The 4192-nt window shown below is 68.1% G+C and carries 3 protein-coding genes; all 3 read right to left on the bottom strand.

Features of this window, described 5'->3' with window-relative positions:
• Positions 1-154: 154 nt before the first annotated feature.
• Complete coding sequence (locus tag ADBZ5U_RS08260; protein ID WP_526264274.1) at positions 155-2119, bottom strand: DUF4185 domain-containing protein; 1965 nt, start codon at positions 2117-2119, stop codon at positions 155-157.
• A gap of 166 nt (positions 2120-2285) precedes the next feature.
• On the bottom strand, positions 2286-2744 hold the full coding sequence (locus ADBZ5U_RS08255; protein ID WP_526264272.1) for a DUF5078 domain-containing protein: 459 nt from the start codon (positions 2742-2744) through the stop codon (positions 2286-2288).
• Positions 2744-4192 (bottom strand): MMPL family transporter (locus tag ADBZ5U_RS08250; protein WP_526264270.1); only part of this gene is annotated, 1449 nt, incomplete at its 5' end. The genes ADBZ5U_RS08255 and ADBZ5U_RS08250, both read right to left, overlap by 1 nt.

Below are 4192 nucleotides of genomic sequence, written 5' to 3'. Positions count from 1 at the left end.
GCGCCCGCCGGGCGCTGAGCGGAGTCGGAGCGCCCCGCGGCGTCCGACCGGCCGGTGTCGGCGGCGGCCTCGGGGGTCGCGGCGAGGGCCGCCGCGCCGAGGCCCAGTGCGACCGCAGCGGTCCCGATCCAGTTGGCGGCCAACGGTGTTCGCATCAGACGACGGTGGTCTTCAGCGGGCTCAGGTCGGTCTGCATCAGCACCACGTTGTAGTTGCTCCAGATCGACATGTTCCAGTACAGGTTCGAGACGTCCGGGTCGCCGTTGCCGTCGGTCAACTGGCCGGTTCCCGACAGCGGGTGGATCATCGGGGCGTACAGCCCGGGGTACTGGACCGAGGTCGCGATGGTGATCGGCTCCGACCACGGGCCCTCGGGGGAGTCCGCGGTGCGCAGGATGACGTTGTTCAATCCGTTGCCGTAGAGCACCACGTACTTCTCGAGGTACTCGTTGTACTGGATGCTCATCTCGCTGACGTTGCCGCCGGTCTTGGCCCCGGTGAACCCGGCCATGCTGCCGCCGAGGAAGTTGGGGTTGTTGGCCAGGTCGACGGCCCACCCGAAGATCCCCGGCGAGCTCGTCGAGTCGCCGATGACCTCGGTGGCGCGGGCGGCGTTGCCGACCCACCTGCTGCCGTTCCAGTACTCGTATTTGCGCATGGCGGTCAACGAGTCCGCCGGAACCCGGGACAGGAATGCCGAACCGGCCCGGCCGGCCGGGGTGCCGAACGCGTAGACGTAGCGGGTCTCGCCCGGGGCGACCTTGCTCTCCGGTTGCAGGACGTAGGCCATCTGCTGGAAGTTCTGGTCGCCGGCCTGGTAGGGGGCCCAGGTGCGGAAGAACGCGGCCGGGCGGATGGTCTTGCTCTGCAGCACCCACTTGTCGGTGGCCGGGTCGTACTGGGAGATGGCCGAATAGTTGGTGGTCCACCGCCCGGGGGAGTCCCAGGACTTCACCGACATGTAGTTGACGTAGTTGTCGCCGTTCGCGTAGACCGCCGACGTCGGGATGTTGGTGACCTCGGAGCCGATGATGAAGACCTGATTGCGGGCCGCCGGGATGAACTGGTAGGCGGGGCCGGTGTTGAGCAGGCTCAAGCCGTCGGACAGATTGGTGTCCTCGCTGAGCAGCAGGACGTTGGAGCGCCACTCCCCGGTCATGTTGGGCTGGGAGAAGGTGTCGCCGAAGGCCAGTTGGACCTTGTCGTTGACGCCGTTCCACCACATGATTCCCAGGTCGGTGCCGTAGATGTTGGCCCACCGGGTGTTGTTGGTCTGCGTCCAGTTCAGACCCGGGAAGGCGGCGTTGCGCTGGCCGGTGACCCAGCCGACCGGGGTGGAGGCCGGCGTGCTCGGCGCGGCGGTGTGGACCGCGGCGGTCGGCGTTGCGCCGGGTGCCGCCGCGGACCGCGCCGGCCAGCGCCCCGAATCCCGCCGCGCCCAGCCCAGCAGGGCCCAGAGCGCGGGGGAGTCCGGCGGGAGGTCCGGGACGGTGCCGCCGGCCAGTGGCGCCAGGCCCACCGCGGACAGCAGTCGCGAGGCTGGCCCGGGTGCGATCAGGGCGGCCCCGGGCGCGGCGACGGCCGGGGGCGCCGACGCGACGAGACCGGCGGCCGGGCCGGCGACCGGGCCGGTCGTGAGAACCGGCGGGAGTGCCCGGACCTTCGGTGCCGCCACGGCCGCCGGGCCCGGAGCGGGGAGGTCCGGCGCGGATGGCTCCGGTCGCGAGATCGGTTGCGGCTCAGTGCGAGTCACCGGATCCGGCGCGATCGCAACCGGTGCCGGCGGGTCGTTCCTGACCGGCCGTTGCGCTGCCGCCGGCCGTGCCAGCGTTGAGGACCCGCGGGGCGCCGGGGCGGAATCGTCCTCGGGCGCCGACGGAATCCGGGTGGTGCCGCGGCCGGGTGCGGAGGCACGGCCGGCCCGTCGGGTGGGGCCGGCGGACGCCGCCGAGGAATCGGATGCCGACGCCTCGGCGGATCCGGAACCGCCGCGCGAATCATCGGCCCGGGCGACACCGGTGCCGGTGGCCAGCGCAGCGCCGATGCCGAGCGCGACGGCCAGTGCGCCGACGCGGCCGACGTGTGCTGCGGCGAGGGGGGAACGCGTGGCTGGAATCATCGACGGTCACTCCTGGGGCTAACCCCGGGCCGTCGTGGCTGGCAAACCCCGCCATCGGCGGCCCGGCAACGGGCACAGCGAACTTTACTCACACTGGCTAAGGAAATTCCAGAGGCACGGTCACCATGACCTCGGCGACACGGTCACCATGACCTCGGCGACACGGTCACCATGACCACAGCGACATGTCGCCGGGCGGGTAGTTGGCGCAGATGTCGGTGGTGTTGGCCGCCACACCCTTGTTGTTGAACCACAGCTTGGCGTGATTGGGCCAGCGGAACACCAGCGGATCGGAGTAGATGTTGGTCGCCATCTCCTCCGACCAGGCGCGTCGTTCGGCGGGGGTCTTGGCGAAGAAACCGTGGATGTAGTCCCGGGCCCCCTGCTGCACGTCGAGGGGCTTGTTGTTGTAGTCGATCATGTAGCGCTCGTAGTACACCGGTTCGACGTCGCGGGCGGCGGCCATGATCTGTTCGGCGTCGCACGTGGTGACGATGATCCGGCGCGGGATCGGGTAGTCGTCGGTGGCGTCGGCGCCGGCGGTGGCCGGAGCCAGCGTGGCGCCCGCCACGCCCGCCGCGGTCGCCAGGGCCACGATCGCCGGGAGAGTCCGCATACCTCTCATCATGAGCCTCCTTGTCGGGCCAGGTCCAGTCTGTCATCGCGGGCGCGGTCCTCCGGGGACGGCCAGGGCTGCGGCACCGGTCGTTGGCGCACCACCTGCGGCCACCAGAACCAGCGGCCGAGCAGTGCCGCGATGGACGGGGTCATGAACGAGCGCACCACCAGGGTGTCGAACAGCAGGCCCAGTGCGATGGTGCTGCCCACCTGCCCGGCCACCCGCAGATCGCTGACCAGCATGGAGCCCATGGTGAAAGCGAACACCAACCCCGCCGAGGTCACCACCGCGCCGGTGCCGGCCATCGACCGGATGATGCCGGTGTTGATGCCGGCGTGGATCTCCTCCTTGAAGCGGGAGACCAGCAGCAGGTTGTAGTCCGACCCCACCGCCAGCAGGATGATGACCGACATCGCCAGCACCATCCAGTGCAGATTTATGCCGAGGATGTGCTGCCAGATGAGCACCGACAGGCCGAAGGACGTGCCCAGCGACAGCGCCACGGTACCGACGATGACCGCCGCGGCGATGACACTCCTGGTCAGGATCAGCATGATGACGAAGATCAGGCACAGCGAGGCCAGTCCGGCGATCAGCAGGTCGAAGTTGGCGCCGTGCTGCATGTCCTTGTAGGCCGACGCGGTGCCGCCCAGGTAGACCTTCGACCCTTCCAGGGGGGTGCCCTTGATGGACTCGAAGGCCACGCTCTTGATCTTGTCGACCAGGGCCAGGCCCTGCGCGGTCGCCGGGTCGTTCTCGTGGGCGATGATGAACCGCACCGATTTCCCGTCCGGCGAGATGAACATCTTCATCCCCCGCTTGAACTCCTCGTTCTCGAAAACCTCCGGCGGAAGGTAGAACGAGTCGTCGTTGCGGGCGGCGTCGAACGCCTTGCCCATCGCGTTGGCGTTCTCCTGCATCTCCGCCATCTGGTCCTGCAGGCCGCCCATGGTCGACTGCATGGTCAGCATGTTGATCTTCATCGACTTCATGTTCTCGATCATCGGCGGCATGACGGTGAGCATCTGCGGCATCAACTCGTCGAGTCGGTCCATGTCGACCACCAGCTTGCCGAGGTCGTCGCTGAGCTTGTCGACCCCGTCGAGGGTGTCGAACACCGAGCGCAACGCCCAGCAGACCGGGATGTCGAAGCAGTGCGGTTCCCAGTAGAAGTAGTTGCGGATCGGCCGGAAGAAATCATCGAAATCGGCGATGTGGTCCCGTAGTTCGTTGGTGGTGGCCACCATCTCCTTGGTCTTGCCGACCATGTCGTGGGTGACGCCGTTGAGCTGTTGCATCAGCCCGTACATCTTCTCCATGTTGTCGATGGTGGCCTGCATGTCGTCGCCCATCCGGAGCATGTCCTTCATGCGGTCCTGCATGTAGGACATGTTCAGCTGCTGGGTGGCCCCGGACATGCTGATGATGAACGGGATCGAGGTGTGCTCGATCGG

This window comes from Mycobacterium sp. (genome assembly GCF_040398885.1).
Taxonomy (GTDB): Bacteria; Actinomycetota; Actinomycetes; order Mycobacteriales; family Mycobacteriaceae; genus Mycobacterium.
This window is presented reverse-complemented; position numbering and strand designations above follow the sequence as displayed.